At 61.8% G+C, this 19,337-nt stretch carries 16 protein-coding genes; 9 read left to right on the top strand and 7 right to left on the bottom strand.

The window, feature by feature from the left end:
* Positions 1–43: 43 nt before the first annotated feature.
* Entirely contained in the window at positions 44–658 is a 615-nt protein-coding gene (locus ABH939_RS15165; protein WP_070161064.1) for a CoA pyrophosphatase, read from the bottom strand.
* Between the two features lie 139 nt (positions 659–797).
* Between ABH939_RS15165 and ABH939_RS15160 the strand changes: the two genes are divergently transcribed.
* Both ABH939_RS15160 and ABH939_RS15155 read left to right on the top strand, forming a co-directional pair.
* Complete coding sequence (locus tag ABH939_RS15160; protein WP_404649774.1) at positions 798–2,933, top strand: bifunctional lysylphosphatidylglycerol flippase/synthetase MprF; 2,136 nt, start codon at positions 798–800, stop codon at positions 2,931–2,933.
* 4 nt (positions 2,934–2,937) lie between these two features.
* Positions 2,938–5,205 (top strand): DUF2254 family protein, encoded by a 2,268-nt coding sequence (locus ABH939_RS15155; protein WP_404649773.1) that lies wholly within the window; start codon positions 2,938–2,940, stop codon positions 5,203–5,205.
* On the opposite strand, the gene ABH939_RS15150 is transcribed toward ABH939_RS15155, so the two are convergent.
* The 5 genes from ABH939_RS15150 to ABH939_RS15130 form a co-directional block, all read right to left on the bottom strand.
* On the bottom strand, positions 5,167–6,456 hold the full coding sequence (locus ABH939_RS15150) for an esterase family protein (protein ID WP_099698224.1): 1,290 nt from the start codon (positions 6,454–6,456) through the stop codon (positions 5,167–5,169). The genes ABH939_RS15155 and ABH939_RS15150 overlap by 39 nt on opposite strands.
* Before the next feature lie 65 nt (positions 6,457–6,521).
* The gene (gene pepN, locus ABH939_RS15145; RefSeq protein ID WP_099698223.1) at positions 6,522–9,005 is read right to left on the bottom strand and encodes an aminopeptidase N; all 2,484 of its coding nucleotides are present in this window, start codon (positions 9,003–9,005) and stop codon (positions 6,522–6,524) included.
* A gap of 48 nt (positions 9,006–9,053) precedes the next feature.
* Entirely contained in the window at positions 9,054–9,854 is an 801-nt protein-coding gene (gene thiD / locus ABH939_RS15140) for a bifunctional hydroxymethylpyrimidine kinase/phosphomethylpyrimidine kinase (RefSeq protein ID WP_003946192.1), read from the bottom strand.
* Positions 9,855–9,947: 93 nt separating this feature from the next.
* Positions 9,948–10,562, bottom strand: a complete 615-nt coding sequence (locus ABH939_RS15135; protein WP_311093570.1) for a class F sortase — start codon at positions 10,560–10,562, stop codon at positions 9,948–9,950.
* Positions 10,559–11,293, bottom strand: a complete 735-nt coding sequence (locus tag ABH939_RS15130; RefSeq protein ID WP_007731975.1) for a hypothetical protein — start codon at positions 11,291–11,293, stop codon at positions 10,559–10,561. The genes ABH939_RS15135 and ABH939_RS15130 overlap by 4 nt, the downstream gene beginning before the upstream one ends.
* 343 nt (positions 11,294–11,636) lie before the next feature.
* Between ABH939_RS15130 and ABH939_RS15125 the strand changes: the two genes are divergently transcribed.
* Together ABH939_RS15125 and ABH939_RS15120 are read left to right on the top strand one after the other, a co-directional pair.
* A complete protein-coding gene (locus tag ABH939_RS15125) occupies positions 11,637–12,080 on the top strand; it encodes a hypothetical protein (RefSeq protein WP_311093572.1) in 444 nt (147 codons plus the stop codon).
* Between the two features lie 21 nt (positions 12,081–12,101).
* The gene (locus ABH939_RS15120; RefSeq protein ID WP_099698222.1) at positions 12,102–12,923 is read left to right on the top strand and encodes a class II glutamine amidotransferase; all 822 of its coding nucleotides are present in this window, start codon (positions 12,102–12,104) and stop codon (positions 12,921–12,923) included.
* Between the two features lie 85 nt (positions 12,924–13,008).
* Here ABH939_RS15120 and ABH939_RS15115 read toward each other — a convergent pair whose 3' ends face one another.
* Positions 13,009–13,566: a QsdR family transcriptional regulator gene (locus ABH939_RS15115; protein ID WP_021333511.1), complete on the bottom strand. Its 558-nt coding sequence runs from the start codon at positions 13,564–13,566 to the stop codon at positions 13,009–13,011.
* 275 nt (positions 13,567–13,841) lie between these two features.
* Here ABH939_RS15115 and ABH939_RS15110 point away from each other — a divergent pair, with 275 nt between their 5' ends.
* The 5 genes from ABH939_RS15110 to ABH939_RS15090 all read left to right on the top strand — a co-directional run bounded on the left by ABH939_RS15110 (position 13,842) and on the right by ABH939_RS15090 (position 19,291).
* Positions 13,842–14,753: an ABC transporter ATP-binding protein gene (locus ABH939_RS15110; RefSeq protein ID WP_404649772.1), complete on the top strand. Its 912-nt coding sequence runs from the start codon at positions 13,842–13,844 to the stop codon at positions 14,751–14,753.
* A complete protein-coding gene (locus tag ABH939_RS15105) occupies positions 14,753–15,727 on the top strand; it encodes an oligopeptide/dipeptide ABC transporter ATP-binding protein (protein WP_404649771.1) in 975 nt (324 codons plus the stop codon). The genes ABH939_RS15110 and ABH939_RS15105 overlap by 1 nt, the downstream gene beginning before the upstream one ends.
* Before the next feature lie 137 nt (positions 15,728–15,864).
* Positions 15,865–17,391 carry an ABC transporter substrate-binding protein gene (locus ABH939_RS15100; RefSeq protein ID WP_404649770.1) on the top strand — a complete coding sequence of 509 codons (1,527 nt, stop codon included), beginning with the start codon at positions 15,865–15,867 and terminating at the stop codon, positions 17,389–17,391.
* A gap of 80 nt (positions 17,392–17,471) precedes the next feature.
* Complete coding sequence (locus ABH939_RS15095) at positions 17,472–18,434, top strand: ABC transporter permease (RefSeq protein ID WP_158510646.1); 963 nt, start codon at positions 17,472–17,474, stop codon at positions 18,432–18,434.
* Entirely contained in the window at positions 18,431–19,291 is an 861-nt protein-coding gene (locus ABH939_RS15090; protein WP_020969703.1) for an ABC transporter permease, read from the top strand. The genes ABH939_RS15095 and ABH939_RS15090 overlap by 4 nt, the downstream gene beginning before the upstream one ends.
* Positions 19,292–19,337: the final 46 nt, after the last annotated feature.

The raw sequence follows: 19,337 nt of genomic DNA, 5'->3' as shown, positions 1-19,337 counted from the left end.
GAGGCGCCGTAGCCTGAACTGTCCCGAGCGTGTCGAGCTGCCCCTATCTCCAGGCGAACACCGGCTGCTCGAGCTTGTCGATGCGCGTGTGCCGTCCGTTCAGCACTTCGCGGAACTGATAGATGACGGCTCCGGTCGGCGCATGGATCAGGCTCGTTCGGAACGGCCATTGGATCACCGGGTTCGGTGACTCCTCGATGGTGACGAAGCGCGAGTCCACGTCAAGCTCCTCCGACGTGACGGCATACACCTGGGCCACCTCGTCGGGATTGGGTACCAGTCCCCCGATGTCGTCGCCCGACCACATGACGAACGGCCGGATCACGAATCCCGAACGAGTGACGTAGTCGTCGAGCCGGCCGATGATCTTCGACTCGGGAACGTCGACACCCAGCTCCTCGGAAAGTTCCCGAACCGCTGCCTGTTCGGACGACTCGCCCGGGTCGACGCTTCCGCCCGGCAACGCGAATTGACCGGGGTGGGCGCGCATCTTGCTCGGCCGCTTCGTCACCGGGAACACTGGTGTTCCGTCCGCAGTCCGCATGACGACGATGACCACCGACGCCGAGCGCCTTCCGTCCAATTCGACCGACCGAGGTTCGAAAGCGGCAAGTGAGGCGACCACGTGGTCCCGATTCAGTAAATCTCCGTTCACCATGGCTCGACAGTAGCGCCACGAGACTGAGACCCTCAGCCAGTCTGGTCCATTTTGGCCGCTTCGCCTGATTATCGGTCTGTATTCCTGTCATGCTGAACAGGCAGAATCCACCGTGCGGCATGGCGAGAAGAGAACCTCGATGGCTGAGCAGTCCCAGACCCCCACCCCGCAGACCGACCAGGGCGCGCCGGGCGCGTCGAATCGGGCCTCTCGCTTTGCTTCCGACACGCTGAGCGTCCTGCGGCGTGTGCCGTTCACCGCGAGCGTCGTGCTCACCATCACCGTCGTCGGGATCGCGACCGGCGCCCTGTGGAATCACGTCCGTACCTATTCGTGGTTCGACGACATCGCCTACGGAGTTCCTGCCCTGCAGGAAGGCAAGTGGTGGACTCTCGTCACGGGGTGGTTCTTCGGATTGACGCCGGGTCAGTATGTTTCGATCATCGTCGTTTTCGCCTTCGCGGTCGGCTGGTGCGAATGGCGCCTGGGAACCAAGAACGCGGCCATCGTCACGATCAGCGGTCAGTTGGCGGGCGAACTCGGTGCATCGCTCCTCCTCTGGGCGGGCAGCCACACCGACTGGGATTGGGCTCGCAACCTCGCCACCCACCGCGACGTCGGTGTCACCACCGCAATCATCGCCGCACTCGCCGCGACCACGGCAACACTCCGCTCGCCCTGGCGAATGCGAGTCCGCGCCATTCTGTGTGCGTACATTGCGATCGCGTTCCTCTTCGAAGGCCGCCTCGCCGACGTGCAGCACCTCATCGCGGTCGCGATATTCCTGCCGGTGGGCGAGAAGTTCTTCGGCGACGGAGAGCGCGGGTTCATCCCACGAACGCGACGCGAGATCCGCCTGCTCGGATTCATCGGCCTGCTCCTGATCGGCGTGGTCGAGATCGCCGTCTGGCTGTTCCCCGGAAGCGGACCGTTCGGGCCGACGGAAGCCGAAACCGGTTCGGGCTGGACGGCATTGATCGACGTGGTCATCGTTGCCCTGATCGCGGACCAGTTGCGACGAGGTCGCCGCTGGGCCTGGTGGGTTGCCGTGGTGTTCGGTTCACTGACGGTCTTGGCCACCGCCCTCGTCCTCGTCTCGGTCATCTTCTTCGACTACGAGAGCGCCGGCGCCGTCACGGTCGGTACCGCGCTGCTCTGGCTTCTCGAACTCATCTTGTTGATCAAGGGCCGCCACGCTTTTCACGTACCGATGCGGCGCAAGATTCGAGGCGGGCCGTTGTCCGGGAACGATCCGCGCGCCGCCGCTCGGGAACTACTCAAACGACACGGCGGCGGAACCATGTCGTGGATGACGACGTGGGACGGCAACAGTTACTACTTCGGCGAGTCGGGTGAGAGCGTCGTTGCATTCCAACGGCATGTCGGTGTCGTCGTGGTCCTGGCCGATCCGATAGCGAGCCCCGACCGACTTGCCGCAGCGGTCGACGAATTCACGACGATGTCCGAAGCCAACGGCCTCACTCCCTGCTTGTTCTCCGTGGGGAAGGAGACAGCCGACGCCGCCACCCGGCGTGGCTGGCGCACCGTTCAGGTCGCCGAAGACACGATCGTCGACCTACCAGAACTGCAGTTCACCGGTAAATCCTGGCAGGACATCCGCTCGGCGCTCAACAAGGCCAAGAAGGACGACATCACCTTCCGGATGACAACATTGGCCGACGAGCCGTTCTCCGTATTGGCTCAGGTGCGCGCCATCTCCGAGGAATGGGTGGGCGACAAGGGGCTACCCGAGATGGGGTTCACCCTCGGAAGCGTCGAGGAGGCGCTCGACCGCGACGTCCGGGTCGGCTTGGCCGTCGACCCGACCGGAAGCATTCACGGCGTCACCTCGTGGTTGCCGGTGTACGGCGAAGGCGGCGTGGTTCGGGGTTGGACACTCGACGTCATGCGTCGACGTCCCGACGGGTTCCGTCCGGTGGTCGAGTTCCTCATCGCATCGTCGGCCCTCGAGTTCAAAGAACAAGGTGCCCAATTCGTCTCACTGTCCGGAGCACCGCTCGCCCGCAGCGACGACGGCGCCGACGCCGCATCGATGGACCGCCTGCTGGACATGCTCGGAGCCGCGATGGAACCGCTCTACGGCTTCCGGTCTCTTCACGCGTTCAAGAAGAAGTTCAAGCCGAGGTACGAACCCGTTTTCCTGTGTTTCCGCGACGAGGCCGACCTGCCTCGGATCGGAATCGCACTGACGCGTGCCTACCTGCCCGACGCAACGGCTCCTCAGCTGATCAAGCTCGCCACCAGCAAGAGTTGACGCCGTGCGGTCCTGGTTCGAGCACACGGTCGTCGACACCGGCAGGCTCCCGCTGTTCTTCCTCCTACTCGCCTTTGTCCTGACGTTCCTGTTCATCCGCTTCAGCGTCCGGATGATCCGGGCCGAGGTCTCGTGGTGGCCAGGCAATGTCACGCCCGGTGGAATGCACATCCACCACATGGTTTTCGGTTTGATGATGATGCTCGTGTCCGGCTTCGCCTTCATCGCTCTGGCCGACTATCACACCCCGATCGCCAATTGTGTTCTCGCGTCGGTGTTCGGTATCGGCAGCGCGTTGGTCCTCGACGAGTACGCGCTCGTGTTGCATCTGCGCGATGTCTACTGGGCCGAGGAGGGTCGCTCGTCCATCGACGCGGTGTTCGTTGCCATCGCGATCTCGTTCCTTTTCCTTCTCGGGGTCCACCCGATCGGGTTCGCGGGAGAGTTCGACCCGTACGAGCAGGACCGTAGCCTGGCGACGTTGATCGGCGTTGTCGTCGCGATCGTCATCCAACTCGGACTCGCCGTGATCACGTTGATGAAGGGCAAACTCTGGACCGGCTTGATCGGGCTGTTCTTCACCCCACTTCTGTTGATCGGAGCAATTCGGTTGAGTCGCCCGGGTGCCCCGTGGGCGCGCTCGCGTTACCGCGACAAGCCGGCGAAGATGAGCCGGGCAGTGGCCCGTGAACAGCGTTATCGCGAGCCGATGATCCACGCGAAGATCTACGTTCAGGAAACGGTGTCGGGAAGTTTCGGTTCCACTCCCCCGCCCCCACCACCGCTCCCCGTCGTCGACACCACAACCCCCACGTCGAAGGTCGGATTGTCGCGGCGGCTCTCGGACAGAATTCGCTGGCGTCGAACTCGCCGACGACTACGAACAGTCCCCGTCTGGTGTCTCCCGGTGATCCTCGTCGTCCTGTCCGTCGTCACCGCGAACATCCTCGTCGGGATCGACGGAGACCTGGTCAGCGACGGCGACGTCGGTACCATTTCCGAGGGCGTCGACGCCGGGGCCACCGCGACGCTGCTCAGCGTCATCGCCGGCGGGATGATCACTCTCACCGGTCTGGTGTTCACCGCCATCACCCTCGCAATGCAGTTCGGCGCCTCGCAGATTTCGGTGCGGGTGGTCCCGATGCTCGCGCAGCAGCGGGTGATGCGGTGGTCGATCGGCATGTTTCTGGCCACGTTCGTCTTCTCCTTGATCATTGCGCTCGATCTGGCGCTCGATTCGGAGAATTCCTCACCGACCATCTCCACGGCGATCGCACTGCTTCTGGCATTGGCCAGTGCGATCCTGTTCATCGCGTTGGTGGCGAAGGTCGGGTCGATTCTCAATTCCAGTCGGTTGCTGCGTTGGATAGCGGCCCAGGGCCGGAGCGCGACGATTCGTGCCTATCCGCTGTACGAGGACTTACCCTCGGGCGCACCGAAACCCAGTCAGCCACTTCCCCTCCACCAACCGCACGAGTCCGAAACCTCCGAGAGCGCCGACGCACTGGTGATTCGCCTGCGCCACCTCTCACCCGACGGCCGGATTCTGCTGGCGATCGATCTCGCACGCCTGCAGCGGTTGGCCGGCCGCTGGGACGTCTCGGTCGAGGTCGTCCCCAGCATCGGCGAGTTCGTCGCCCAGAACGCGCCCCTCTTCGAGGTACGCGGACCGTCGCTGAAGGTACGCCCGGACACTTTGATGTCGTGCTTGATCTTCGGTGACACGCACAGCCCGGTCGTCAGCCCCGGTGCAGCGCTTCAGTCGATCGTGGACATCGCGCTCAAGGCACTGTCACCCGCCATCAACGACCCGGGCCGAGCCGTCCAGGCTCTCGACCACATCGAAGATCTTCTGGTACTTCTCGCCCCGCGGGTCCGCTTCGACACGTCAACCTCGGATCTCACGCTGATCAGAGGGCAGCAACGCACCTGGACCGATTACGTGTCCGTCGCCACCGACGAGATCCGGCACTTCAGTACCAATTCCGCGCAGGTCCAGCGTCGTCTGCGCGCGGTATTCGCGACCTTGCTCGAAGCCTGCCCGCCGGACCAGCACCCTCCGCTACTCGAGCGCGTCGACGCACTCGATGCGCAATTGACCCGAGAATGGACCGGCGCACTCGACCTTCGGCTCGCGAGTGTGGCGGATCCGCAGGGATTGGGCTCCGAAGCCGGGGCGACCGGAAGAATTCACCCGCTGATCATCGGGTCTTCGGAACTTCCGGACGATCGTTCATCCGGGCAGACCGAGTCGCGTTCCCAGCCAACCTAATTGACTCGCCAATCCAGCCGACCACACCTGGAAGCTGTGCCCTCCGTCGACCTCGGCGTACTGGACGTCCATCCCTGCGGCCTTTGCGGCTTCGTAGAGCGTTTGAAGACCTGGGCGGTAGTCGTTGTCCTGTTTGCCGACCACGAACACCCCGGCGCTGTCGGGGAACTTCTTCTCCCGGAGCAGATCCTGCGGATTCACTGCCACGAACGCGGCGTCATTGCCGCCGAACGCTGCATCGACCGTCTGCTTGCGATCGCCGAGTGTGGGTTCGATCTGACCGGACAGATCCAGGAACGTCGGATACACCGCGGGGAAGTTCGTTGCCATCTGGAACGCGCAGGTACCGCCGTAGGAAAGTCCCCCGATCGCCCACTTCCTCGGGTCGGGATCCACCTGGAGGTTCCCGCGCACCCAGTCGGGAACATCGCGCGAAAGGTACGTTGCGACGTTCCCGAGTTGAGAATCGACGCAGAGCGGATTCGCCAGTTCCGACCCGGTCCCGTCAGCAACGACGACAACGGGAGCCAAGCCCGAATGCGCAGCGGCGTAGGTGTCCATGGTCTGGACGAGACGTCCGCCCTGTAGCCAGTCCTCGGGCGCGCCTGGTTGGCCGGCAAGCAGGACCAACACGGGCAACTCCGGTCGCGGGTTGGTGAAATACGCGGGCGGTAGGTAGATCTCGGCGTCGCGGGCGCTGAATCCGGAGACCGTCCCCGCAATCGTGACCGTGCTGACCTTGCCCGCCGACGGCATGTCCGCGGGAGCCTTCCATTGCGAAACCGGTACCGCCCCGTCCTTGCCGTCGTCCAGGTCGGCGAGTGAAACCTTCTCCGCGTCCGAGAGTCCCAGCGCTGTTCCCAACGTCGGATACGACTGGAACTGCAGATTCACGTGAGCCGCGCTCGACACGACCACCAGGAGCACCGAGACCACGGTGAGCACGCGACCGTCGATCCGCGTCGCCGCAAATACCCGCGAGCCACCCAGCAGCACGCCGAGAATGCCCAACCCGATCCACACGTAGACCGGACGGGCAATCGGATCGGGGAACGGGTGCCACACCTTCTCGATCAGCCAGTACAGCACGAGAGTGATCGCGATTGCCGCGACGATGCAGACCGGAATCGAGATCAGCACGTGACGCCTCGATCTCGAGAAGATCAGCCAGAGAAGTGCCAGAATTCCGAGCACCGTCACCACGGGCGGAACCGGGCCCGTGACCAGCGACAGATCCGTGATCGTGTGCACGTCGTCTCCTGTCGCAGCCCTGTTTAGACAATATCCAAGAACAGGACATTTCGGAGCTGATGGCGTCAGATCACCGCGTTCGACGCCTGGGCACGTAGGTCTCGGGCCAGGTGATCCCGACGCTCGAGAACAAGCCTCCGCAGCGACGCGGGCGCCTCAGCATTGGCCTGGATCCAGGAATCGACAGCAGAGGTGTCTTCAGCTGCCGGGAAGAGTCCGTTCACCAACCGTCGGGCGATCTCGATGCTGCGTTCGGACCACCACTTCCCCAGGGACGAGAAGTACTCTGCCGCATATCCCTCGATCAACGACGGGTCCGTGCCCGAACGGAATCCGGCGATCGTCGCATCCAGGCGGTCGTTCGAGAGTGAGCCGTCAGTGGTCGCCGACGCCCAGGCAGCCGCCTTGGTCTCGGCATCGGGAATCGACGCCGCGGCGCGGACGTACGCCGTTCGACCCGCTGACGTGCTGTCCTTGCTCAGCTCACCGTCGAAGTCGCTCACACTCGCATGGCCGGTCGCCGACAGGGCGATCCACAATGCCCACCGCAGATCAGGATCGAGAGCCAGTCCGACCGGCCCCGGGCAGGTGCCGTCGAGTATCGACCGCACCTCGTCGGCGCGAGCATCGTTGACCGCTGCAGCGGCCGACAGAGCCCGTGCCCATGCCAGCTGTCTTCCGGACTCCGGTTCGGCTTCGAACACCGCCTTCCAGGTCGTTTCCAACCAGCCTGCACTTACATTGGGCCGCAAGCTTTTCGGAACGTAGTGAAGAACCGCGTATTGGGCATCGGTCAGGATCGAGCTGAGAATCGCAAGATCTGTCTCCGCGGGAGCGAATCGTTCCACCATGTCGAGGTACCGGAACACCGAGAGCTGCGCATCACGCACCGAGTTCCACAGCGACGACCAGATCACCCCGCGCGCAAGCGGATCGCTCACGCGGTCCAGGGATGCCTCGACAGTGGACAGAGATTCCGCGTCCAATCGCACCTTGGCGTAGGTGAGGTCTTCGTCGTTGAGCAGTGTGAGTGCTCCGGGCGGAAGGTCGACCGACGTGCGTGATTCGGTGATGTCGAGTTCGACGCGTTCGGTGCGAACAAGGTCTCCGGACTCGTTGTAGTCGTAGATTCCGACTGCGAGCCGATGCGGCCTCGGGTCCGTCTGGACCAGGTCTGTTCCGTCGAGCGACAGCGTGGACACTCCGGTGGTCTGCAACCAGATTCGGGCCCATTCGCGCACATCACGTCCGGAAGTCTCCGTGAGCACGTCGAGCAGATCAACCAGCGTGGTGTTCCCGAAGGCGTGGGCCTTGAAGTACCGTCGTGCCGCTTCGAAGAACGCGTCACGGCCGACGAACGCCACAAGTTGTTTGAGGACACTGGCGCCCTTGGCGTAGGTGATTCCGTCGAAGTTCAGCTTCGCAGCTTCGAGATCGACGATGTCGGCGACGATGGGATGAGTCGTCGGCAGCTGATCTTGGAGGTACGCCCACGCTTTTCGCTTGATGGCGAATGCCACCCAGGCATCGGTGAAGCGAGTGGCTTCGGCGCTGACCAGCGATCCCATGAAATCGGCAAAAGATTCCTTGAGCCACAGGTCGTCCCACCAGACCATGGTCACGAGATCGCCGAACCACATGTGCGCCATTTCGTGCAGGATCGTGTTGGCGCGGCGCTGATGCTGCTCGTCGGTTGCGGAGCCGCGGAACACGTATGCCTCGGTGAAGGTCACCAGTCCCGGGTTCTCCATGGCGCCGAGGTTGTACTCGGGGACAAAGATCTGGTCGTACTTGCCGAACGGATACGGATAGTCGAAGTACTCGGCGTAGAAGTCCAACCCCTGACGGGTGATGTCGAAAACGTTGTCTGCATCGAGGTGTGGAGCCAACGACGCCCGGCACAGCGCACCCAACTCGACAGTGAGTTCGCCGCGACTCCACGACGACGCCACGCGGTGATACGGCCCGGCCGCGATCGCGGTGATGTAGGTCGAGATCGGCAGCGACGGGGCGAAAGTGACGCGTTGTGCACCGTCCACGGAGAGAGTCTGGGTCGCGGGCTGATTCGACAGGACTTCCCAGCCGTCAGGTGCTGTCACCTCGAATGTGAAGGGCGCCTTGAGGTCCGGCTGCTCGAAGCAGGCGAAAACACGCCTGGCATCGGCGGGCTCGTATTGCGTGTACAGATACGTCTGATCGTCAGCGTCGTCGACAAATCGGTGCAGCCCTTCACCGGAACGGCTGTAGTTGCCGTGAGCTGCCACCCGAACGACGTTCGATCCGCCGAGTCCGCGCAGCACGATCCGGGATCCGTCGTACTCCACCGGAATCGACGCACCGTCGACGTCCACGGAATCGACTGCAGCACCGATGAAATCGAGCCACGTGGACTCCACCGAGGACGTCAGATCAATTGTCGTGACCGTCGAAAAGGTCTTCACGGCGGAGTCGACCGCCGATCGCAGATCCAACTCCACCCGGTAACCGGCGACGGAGATGGCTCGAGATCGTTCGGCGACTTCGCTTCGATTCAGGTTCGCAGTACTCACGCACTCGATCCTGCCAGGCCGCGCGCGGCGATGTGAGCCGCCGTGCGCCTATCCCTTGAACGCGCCCTGCCAGACGGTGTCGAACGGCGTGTGCGCCGAGACGCGGCCTTCGATGCCCGCCGTGACGAACTTCTTTGCCAGAGCGACGGCTTCTCCCACGTCGGCGCCTTTTGCCAGCTCCGCGGTCACTGCGGCGGCCAGCGTGCAACCGGCACCCGAGACGCGCTCTTCGCCGACCTTGGGGGCGGAGAGAACAGTCACGTCGGTCCCGTCGAACAACACGTCGACGGCGTCGCCACCGGCGAGTTCGACACCGCCCTTTGCGAGCACGTACTTGGGTCCGAGATCATGGATACGACGTGCGGCCTCGATGAGGTCGTCGACGCTTTCGATGCTGTCCATTCCGGCGAGGGTGCGTGCCTCGAACAGGTTGGGTGTGACGACGGTGGCGAGCGGGAGGATCGAATCACGAAGTGCTGTATCAGTATCGAGAGCCGCGCCGGGCTCCTGGCCCTTGCAGATCAGGACCGGGTCGAGGACGACGTGGCGCCAGGACTGCCGACGCAGGCCCTCTGCCACAACCTCGATGGTGGCGGGCGTGCCCAACATGCCGATCTTGACGACGTCCAGATCGTGAGCCGCAGTGGCAGCCTCGATCTGATCAGCGATCACGTCAGGAGCGATCGGTACGAAGCGATGACCCCAGTTGTTCTTGGGATCGAACGAGACGATACATGTGGTGGTCGCTACGCCGTAGACGTCCAATGCCTGGAACGTCTTCAGGTCGACCTGCAGGCCGGCACCGCCAGTCGCTTCGGACCCAGCGATGACATAGGCGAGGTCAACCACAGCACAATCTCCTTCTTCGGACTTTCGAAACGTGCGTGGATGGCCACGAACGCGGGACCCAGTTTATCAACCGTTCCGACGTCTGGTTTTCGGCTATGCGGGCACCGGAGTTCCCCACGCGACGTCGTTGTCCTCGTATCCGAACGGCGGACCGACGAACTCGCCGCCGCAGGTGATCAGCGCGAGGGTTTCGGGTCCGTCGAGGCTGTTCAATCGCCCGACCGGCAGCTCGCCGTCCTTGCTGTAGTGATCGACCGCATCGATACGGTAGTTCCAGGTCTGTCCCCCGGCGCCCGCCACGGTCACGACCGAGCCGATTTCCAGTGTCGAGAACTTCTTTCCGAAACCGTCACCCTGATAGATGTCGTTGATGTGTCCGGTGATCACCACAGTGCCCGCGCCGGAGCCGGGAAATGCCGAATCTGCCCACCATCCGATCTCACTGACATCCTCGGGCGGAATGAGCGAGCCGTCCGTCGTCGTCTTGATCGGCAGGATGTCAGCGGTGCTGTTGCCTGTGCGCAGCGTGGTCGGGACATCCGGACCGTCGACCACCGCGCGAATCTCTGGCGGCAAATCTTGTTGGCCGGTCGCGAGGACGCGGGTCGGCGAGTCACCGTCGTCGGAACATCCGCCGATCAAGAGCATTGTCGCCACTACTGCAGCGGCCCACGTTCGGCTGGCCGTGGATCCAGGTGCCGCTGTCACGGACGAGAAGTCGGGCCGGACGGAATCTGGGCAATTGGTACTCGGTTTCCTACGTCACGACCGGGAAGTGCGTCACCGGAATCCCCACCGTTCCCACCGGAACCGTCACCACCGCTGCCGTTTCCGCCACCGCTTCCATTCCCCCCGCCCCCGCCGCCGGGGCCGGGGCCGGGGCACTCACCTCCCGGATCGGTGGTGTCGCCTGCCAAGACAATCTTGACTGCCGAGAGGTTGACCGTCTGGTTCTGCGCGACTTGTCCAGGAGTTGTGACGTCGAATGCGAGCTTGGCACGTACGGGGATGACCGAACCGTCGTCAGCGTCGGTGACCGTTGACCCTGACCGGCCGAGATCTTGGGTCAACGTCATTCTGGAGATCAAATCCTGATCTCCGGTCAAGCCGGCGCCGTCGATCCGAAGGGTCCCTCGGACGGGACTTCCGTGGGCTCTGATCGTCACCGATGCGCGAAACTCGAGGATGTCTCCCGGCACTGTCCGCCACGCCTCGATCGAGTTGATTTTCGTTCCAGGCGATCCAGTCGAGATGTCGTACCAACCGTCGATCACGGCCGGATCGAGTGACATCGAATTTTCGTTGATTTCCGAGTTGCACGCGCGGGTGAGCGAAACGGGGGCAGCCGATCCCACTGCGGGGAGTGCTGTCGACACAACGGTCGCCAAGACGAAGGCCGTCGCGGTGATGCCCGCGGTACGCCTGCCGAAGATCGTCATTCTCTCGCTACCTTTTTCCGCGGACCGTAGCTTCCGGTCAATTCAGTCAAAATACCAGTACAGCTGGACAAATAGGTCGAATTCCGTGCCGAATTCCTCTTGTTTTCTGTGAACTTCGGTTACGAGCAATTTCTCCGCACACGCGTTCCGGCAAGGGGTACATCGGATCAACAGGGGTCAGAAGTTACATTTCGCCCGCACATCGGAGCAGATCGCACTGATTTCTCACCGCATTGGACAGGTATTTCCGTTTCATAGCGGTCAGCCGGTGGAACAACGATCACTACAACGAGCGTGCCGGGCACGTGTCCGGTCGCCCCCCACCGAATCAAGGGAAACCGTCATGTCGGATACAACATCAGTCAAGCAGGGTTTCGCGGTAGGAACATCGATCGGGGCAGCCGTCATCTTGGTGACGGTCGGCATCGCGCAGTTCTTCCAAGGACTCGCTGCCGTCGCCGAAAACGAAGTGTTCGTAGTCGGGATCGACTACGTCTATCAGTTCGACCTGACGACGTGGGGTTGGATCCATCTCGTGCTGGGCGCGCTCGTCGCTCTCGTCGGGCTCGCACTGTTCACCGGAGCGGCCTGGGCGCGGGTGTCGGCAGTGGTGATCTGCGCGATCTCGATCATCGCGAACTTCTTGTGGCTGCCGTACTACCCCTGGTGGTCGACTCTCATCATCGCGCTGAACATCGTCGTGATCTGGGCTGTGTCGACATGGAAGCCCACCCAGACGACGCACGCCGCTGCGCATGCACCGTCAACGCCGACTCGATCTGCTTGAGTTGAAAGTATGTGTAGGTGGATGGCGTATTCCGGAGAGCCGATACTGGCCCATGACTTGCTGTTCAGGCCACAGCACTCGCTGATCGACCAGAGCCTGCATTCTCAACTCGGGGCCACGACGACAAATGGCGACGGCTTCGGAATCGGCTGGTACGGGGAAGGCCCCCAACCGGCAGTTTTCAAGAGCATCGAACCCGCGTGGAACGACTCGAACCTGCGCGAAGTCACCTCCCAATTGCGCACCCCTCTGCTGTTCGCTCACATCCGCGCCTCGACGGGAACTGCAGTGCAGCGCAGCAACTGTCACCCGTTCCGGCACCGGCAATGGTTGTGGATGCACAACGGTTCACTACACGGATTCCACGACATGAAACGGGAATTGGTGACTGCCATTGATCCGTCGCTCTTTCCGGATCTCGAAGGATCGACGGACTCGGAAACCTTGTTCTTCCTCGCGCTGACGTTCGGCCTGACCGACGATCCGTTCGAAGGTGTCGCGAGGGCCGTCGGATTCGTCGAGCACACGGCCCGCTCGCAGGGAATCGACAATCCGGTTCAGATGACCGTCGCCACGTCGGATGGCATCTCCACCTGGATCTTTCGCTATTCCAGCGAGCACCAGTCGAGGTCGTTGTTCTTCTCCACCGAGATTTCCATGTTGCGCAAGCTCCATCCTGAGGTGGATGCCCTGCACCATCTGAGTGAGGAGACCCGAATCGTCGTCTCCGAGCCTCTACGTGACCTTCCCGGCGCCTGGAACGAGGTTCCCGAATCCGCCGCAGGCGTCATCCGGCCCGGACGGGACGAGATGCGGAGCTTTGTGCCGATCCCACCAGCCTGATTGGGTCATACAACCAGTCATAGCTATGAAATAGCTTGCATTCGAAGCGCTTTCACGAAAACTGAGACAACGGAAACTCGGCACACTAGTCACGCGAGAGGATGAGCCGGAACGCCAAGCGAGCCTTCTCCGTATCCGGAGTGCCACCAGTGAGCAAATCGTTGTAGATGAACGACTCACCCACGCGAACCAGCAGATATGCCATGTCCTCGACGGGCAGGTCTGGCCGAATCTGCTCCGGTATTTCAGCTTCGATCAGCCTTCGCACGGATTCGACCATCGTGCCCTGAATCGGCCCCAGTCCAGTTGTGAGTATGCACAACGCCTTTTGCGGTTCCCGAGTCAAATACGTCCGGAAGAATTCGGTCTCGATTGTCGCCCGTGCATGGTAAGTGAGGACGTCGACAACCCTTGACGCTCCGCTTCCACCGCACTCCTCGAGGCCCATTCGCCACGTTCGGCGCGCCAGCGAATCGAGCACGTCACCGGTAATTGTGTCGCGATTCCCTGCACGCCGGAACAAGGTGGTCCGATCCACCCCCAACTCGGTGGCCAAAGCGTTCACATCGAGCGGTTTTCCGGCTGCGAACTGTCGTCGGGCGGCACTCAACGCTTCCGCGCGGATGTCACGTGTCTCGGCCATGGAGTGAATGTATCGCTGACGACGTGCTGGTCGGTAGCCGGAGGCGATCAGACGGCGCCATCGACGGCAATCGTTGCAACATTCATTGACTTTGTTGCAGGTGAGTGTTTATTGTTCCCCGGTACGTGATTCCAGTCACAACAATTCAGTTGTTTACGGAGGAATGCGATGAACGATCACACGTGGACGACCCGACGATGAGCCCACTTCTGCAAGTACGAGACCTCACGGTTGACATTGGGACAGAATCGATTTCGAACAGACTCCTCGACCGCGTGAGCTTCGAGTTGGGGTCGGGCGAAATCACCGGCCTCGTAGGAGAGAGCGGGAGCGGAAAGACACTGACCGGACTCGCTCTGCTCGGTCTCTTGCCCCGTACGGCAACAACCAGCGGAAGCATCCGTTTGGAAGGACAGGAACTTGTGGGTCTGCCCGCCGCCGAGTTGAGGAAAATACGCGGTCGCGACGTCAGTATGGTCTTCCAGGACCCGAGTTCGGCTCTCAACCCCTCCGTCAGCATCGGTCGCCAGATCGTCGATGTGTTGAAGGCCCACCGCGACATCACGAAAGTCGATGCGGAGGACGTGGCTACAGATCTTCTCCACCAGGTCGGTCTGGCCGACCCGAGCAGAACCTTGAAGTCGTTCGGGTACGAGCTTTCCGGCGGGATGTGTCAGCGGGTGATGATCGCGATGGCCCTGGCATGCGGTCCGAAGTTGCTGATCGCGGACGAACCGACAACAGCGCTCGACGTCACCATCCAAGCTCAGATTGTCGATCTCCTTCGAGAACTGGCCGAACAGCGCGATCTTGCCGTGTTGTTGATCAGTCACGACCTCGCGGTTGTCGCCGAGGTCGCGGATCGAGTCATCACCATGTTTCGCGGCGAGATCGTCGACGTCGCGCCACGAGACGTGCTGCTTCGGCGGCCCGCGCATCCCTACACGTTCAGCCTTCTCGAGGCGGCACGCTCGACATTCGAAGAAGTCTCCTCCCAATCGCCCAAGGCGCGAGGCGATTTCACCACCAAAGCCCCTGCTGACGGCGTGGGTTGCCGATACGTCGCCCGGTGCAACTCCTCCGAGGAGCTCTGCATATCCGATCATCCACTTCTGATCGGATCACCGGAATCGGCAACAAGATGTCACCGCAGCGACGAACTCGAGTTGCTCGGACTGGTGAGCTGATGAGCAACACCGACGTCATCGTCGACGTTAGGAATCTGGCAGTCGAGTACGGACGCGGACGCAAAGCTCTTCGCGCGGTCGACGACGTCAGCTTCTCCGTACAGAGGGGCGAAACCCTTGCGATAATCGGTGAATCAGGATCGGGAAAATCCTCGACGGCTCACGCTCTCGCGGGTCTGGTGGCTACGGCCGCAGGCTCCATCACTATGAATCTCGACGACCCGGCGTTCGGCAAGGGTGGATCTTCCCATCTCATTTTTCAAAACCCTACGTCGGCCTTGAACAATCGGATGGCCTCATGGGCTTGCGTAGCCGAGCCGATGGCGCCAGGGCGTCTGCGCATCCCACAGTCCTTGCGGCCGAAAGCCGTCGAGCTGTTGCGTCGGGTCGGTCTCGGCGCTGAGCTTGCCGACCGCCTCCCGACCCAGCTCTCCGGTGGCCAACGCCAACGCGTGACCATCGCTCGTGCACTTGCCTCCAAGGCGCCACTGATTCTCTGCGACGAACCTGTTGCCTCCCTGGATGTTTCGCTTCAGGAAGAGGTGTTGCAACTTCTTGCCGATCTCCGAGAAGAACATGACCTCACGTACATCTTCATTTCGCACGATTTGGGTTCGGTGGCACGGATCGCCGATCGCGTCGCGGTGATGTACCTCGGCCGAATCGTCGAGATCGGACCGGTTGCCACGGTCCTGAGGACTCCATCGCACCCCTACACGCAGGCGCTTCTCGCCGCGGCCCCGCACATCGAACTCGAGCGGCGCAGTCGTCGGAAAGCATTGGTGCGGGGCGAGTTACCCGACCCACGGAATCCACCCTCGGGCTGTCGATTCCGCACCCGCTGCCCGTTTGCGATGGATCGCTGTGCGTCGGAAGCGCCGTCACTTCGCGCGGCCTTGAATTCCGCACACAGCTCCGCCTGCCATCTATCGTCCCCGGCCACATCGACCGGAATCTCCAACCCGCCGCAGTAAATGCGTGCCGCGTCAGTCTCCCCCCTTCCGAGAAGACCAAAGCGAAAGTCCACCATATGAATCCGCGTCTGTCTTTGCGATCCCGATATCCGATCACACGCTTCCAGAATCATGGGAAAAGTGGCCCACGTGTGCTGGTGGCTGCGTTTGCACTTTCTGCTCTTGTGCTCAGCGGCTGTTCGAGCAGCGCCACCGGTACCGCCGGCGATACCGGACCTGCCGATTCGAACGCCGAACTCAAGGTCGCGACATCGCACGTGCCCGCCTCGCTCGACCCGTGTGCGGGAAACATCGGATACGACATCGACTACTTACAGTTGATGTATGCACCACTGATCGATGCGGAACCTGCCACCCAGAAGTTGCGGCCCGGAATCGCCAGCGAGTGGGGCTTCTCCGGACCGGACAACCTGACGTTCGAGATGACGTTGCAGAACGGCTTGACCTTCCACGACGGTACAGCTGTCGATGCAGCAGCCGTCAAGGCAAGCATGGAACACTGCTTGAGTCTCGGAATCGTTTCCGTCCCGACGATCAAGAGCATCGAAGCAACGTCCCCAGATCACGTCACGATCTCGTTGAGTTCACCTACCTCCGGTTTACCAGGCTGGCTCAACGGCAGATTGGGAATGGTGGTCTCCCCCACTGCGCTGGCAGCAGCAGGGGCAGACTTCGCCAACAAGCCTGTAGGCGCAGGGCCGTACACATTCACCAGCGCAGTCCCGAACAGTTCATACACATTCAGTCGATTCGACGATTACAAACCGGCAGGTCCACCCAGCCCCCAGCTCGCCAAGATCCAGATCCAGGTGATCTCCAATCCCACAGCGCTGACAAATGCCCTGACATCGAACGCTGCGGATTTTGCATACGGGCTCACACCGTCGAGTGCTCCGATCCTCGAACGGAATCCCAACCTGAACGTCAGTCACGACCCGAGACTCGGAGTTGCGCTCGTCGTGATCAACAACAAGAACCCTGTGGTTAACGACGTCCGGGTTCGTCTGGCGATGCAGTATGCGCTCGACCGCAAGGCAATTGCGCGAGCCGCACTGGACAGCTCGGAAGGAACTGCGGCGTTCGGTCAATATCCTCCCGGTTCGCAGTTCTACGACGAGGAAACCGAAGATGCATGGCCGTACGACCCGGAGAAGGCCAAATCGCTGCTAGCGGAGGCGGGGTATCCGAATGGGGTCACCGTGCGCGGACTAGCAGGCAACCTACCGCCGTACTCGACCAACGCGGTCCTTGTCGGAGAACAATGGGAGAAAGTCGGCATCAAGGTCGACTTCGTCGAAATGAGTGGACCTCAGGCGATTACGGAGTTCGTCGCACACAACAGCGCGGACGTCTTCAGCGTGGGATGGCCCACGCGAGCATCCGCACCGCTCAATTTCGAAGCCTCTCTGGGTTCGCGATCGTACTTCCGGCAGAATTCCGTCCCCAACGAGGAGTTGGAGAAGTTGATCGCACTGTTGAACAACACGTATGACGAAACCGCTCAGCTCGACATCGTCAAACAGATCAATCAAGTCGTGATCAAGTCCGCTGAGTACGTACCGTTGTACTTCACTCCCGACGTGGTCGCCTACACGAAGAACGTCCACGGGGCCGTTCCCGCACTGAACGGCTCCCCCAATCTGACGTACCTCTCGAAGTCATGACGACGACCGTTGTATCGCAAGAGAATTCGTTGGCCCCCGAGCCTGAGAGCGTTCCGACCCGAAACCCTCACCGATCGCCGGTGAATCCTTACATACGGATGATCGGCGTCCGGTTCGCACAGATAATTCCTACCGCGATTATCGCTAGTTTCATAACCTTTGCCCTTATCCGGATAATCCCCGGTGGACCAGCCGAGGCACTTCTCGGTCCGAACGGCAGCGATGAAGCGATCGCGGCACTCAACGAGCGCCTCGGATTGAATCAACCTCTGCTGGTCCAGTACTGGAACTGGGTGGTGTCGGCTCTGCACGGAGATCTGGGAACGTCGCTACAGAACAGCGCCCCCGTCGGCCCACAGATCCTTGCGCGCCTGCCGGCGAGCGCCGAGCTCGTTGTACTCGCACTGTTACTGTCCGCCGTCGTCGCTATACCGCTCGGTGTGTGGACCGCGACGCGGCAGGGACGACGCAGCGATGGTCTGACCCGCACGGTTTCGGGGATCGGACTCGCGGTACCGGACTTCTTCCTCGCTATCGTGCTGGTCGATGTCTTCGCCCTCGGTTTGGGAGTTCTACCGGTGCTCGGCTGGGTTCCTCTCGAGAACAGTGTGATCGACAACCTGAGCCATTTGGTCCTACCAGCAACGGCGCTCGCTGCCGGCGCAGCATCGATTGCGGTTCGGCAGACCAGGGCTGCGATGATCGAGACACTGTCAAGTGACTACGTACGAACTGCGCGTGCGATGGGTATCGACGAGCGGAAGATCGTGTGGCGCTACGCGCTACGAAACATCGTTCCCACGATTGTCACTGTCTATGGATTGCTTGCCGTGGCGATGCTGGGTGCGACGGTCATTCTCGAGCAGATCTTCGTGCTGCCGGGCCTCGGGAGCGCTCTCGTCATTGCGATCGACACGCGAGATTATCCGATGCTTCAAGGCATTGTGTTGCTGTTCGTCGTGATCGTGCTTCTCGTGAACATCCTGGTCGACGTCGTCAACAACATGATCAGCCCACAATTGAGGAAGGGAACGATCTCGTGAGCCAACTCGCGCTGACCACCGCAGGCGAGACCCGCTCCAAGTGGGCTCTCCCTCGACTGCACCCCGGATTATGGCTCAGCTACTGCTTTCTCGGAACGCTGATAGCGGCGTCCGTCTTGGCCTCGTTCGTGGCTCCGCACAGTCCGACCGATCAGAACCTGACCAACACGTTCGCCGGTCCGAGTGCACAGCACCTGCTTGGCACTGACGGCTTCGGTCGTGACGTGCTCAGTCGATTGATCTGGGGAGGACGCTCCGCCTTCTTCGGCGTCGCGATCGCTGTCGCTGTCAGTCTGCTGTTGGGAATTCCGTGGGGGTTGATCGCCGGATATTGGCCACGCTGGATCGGCGCGTCACTCCTCCGGGTGGCGGACGCATTGCTGGCATTCCCAGGTTTGGTTCTCGCAGTGGCTATTACCGGTGTTCTGGGGCCGAGCCTGATCACGTCGATGTCAGCGCTCGGAGTCGTCTATGCACCCACAATTGCAAGAATTCTGGCTGCCGGGGTCAGCGAAACGAGGAACCGAGACTTCGTTCTGAGCGCGCGACTCTCAGGATGCCCGCCGCACGTAGTGCTCCTGCGTCATCTTCTTCCGCACGCAATCGGGCCGGTTGTCGTTCAGGTGACCGTGCTCACCGGCCTGACTTTTCTCGCGCAGGCGGCACTCTCATTCCTGGGGTTGGGAATACAGCCCCCCACTCCGAGTTGGGGCGGTGACCTATCCGATGCGTACCTGCACATCTTGAGTGCACCACAACAGATTCTCCCCTCCGGCATTCTGATTTCATTGGTCGTCCTGGCCGTCTACCGAGTGGGTGATGCCGTCCGGGACCGCATGTATGTCAGAGGGAGATAGCCGGCGTAGAACAACCATCCGACTCGACTGTTCGAAGACCACACCA

Source organism: Rhodococcus sp. 27YEA6 (assembly GCF_044908235.1).
Classification (GTDB): Bacteria; Actinomycetota; Actinomycetes; order Mycobacteriales; family Mycobacteriaceae; genus Rhodococcus_F; species Rhodococcus_F qingshengii.
Note: the sequence above shows the minus strand (reverse complement) of the source record. Positions and strands in the feature narration are given on the sequence as shown.